The 851-nt window shown below is 66.3% G+C and carries 1 protein-coding gene; it reads left to right on the forward strand.

What is annotated here, in order from left to right; genetic code table 11:
- A partial coding sequence (locus BKY26_RS03300) for an FG-GAP repeat domain-containing protein (RefSeq protein WP_131541755.1) occupies positions 1-851 on the forward strand: 851 nt, incomplete at both ends.

Here is an 851-nt window from a genome sequence, read left to right on the forward strand (position 1 = left end):
TGATATCCTGTGGCGCAACGGCACGACGGGCCAATACGGCATGTTCGACATGTCGGGTGGCACGCCGACCTGGAGCGTTCTGGGCGGTGAAAGCACCGCCTGGCAGATCGGTGGACTCGGCGATTTCGACGGCGATGGGACCGATGACATCCTCTGGCGAAATGACACCTCCGGCGGCATCGGCTTCTCGGCCATGGGCACTGGCAGCCCGGTCTGGAACGCGCTCGGGACGGCCAGCGCAGCCTGGCAGATCATGGGCGTGGGTGATTTCAACGGCGACGGCACCGACGATATCCTGTGGCAGAACAGCAGCAATGGCGGCGTGGGCATGTTCGCCATGTCGGGCGGCACGGCGACCTGGCAGACGATCGGCGGCTCCTCGGCCCCGTGGGAGATCGTGGCCACCGGCGACATCACCGGCGACGGGATCGACGACATCATCTGGCGGAACTCCACAACCGGGCAGGTCGGCCAGTTCGAGATGTCCGGCGCGGGCACGCCCACCTGGAGCGTCGTCGCCAATGTCTCCAACGACTGGCGGCTGGTGGGGACCGGCGATCTCGATGGCGACGGGACGGATGACCTCTTGTGGCGGCACGAGAGCTCGGGCGCCGTGGGCTACTACGCCATGGGCTCCGGCAGCCCGGTCTGGCAGGGGCTGGGTCAGGCGAGTTTCGATTGGGATATCGTGGGTGTGGGCGACTACAACGGCGATGGCACCGACGATATCCTGTGGCGGAACGTGAACACCGGGACTGTCGGCATGTATGACATGGACGGCGGCCCCAACTGGCAGACCATCGGCCAGGCCGCGCTGGTATGGGACGTCGAGGGGCAGTTCGTGGATGAGT

The sequence above is a fragment of the Nioella sediminis genome, from assembly GCF_001879695.1.
Taxonomy (GTDB): Bacteria; Pseudomonadota; Alphaproteobacteria; order Rhodobacterales; family Rhodobacteraceae; genus Nioella; species Nioella sediminis.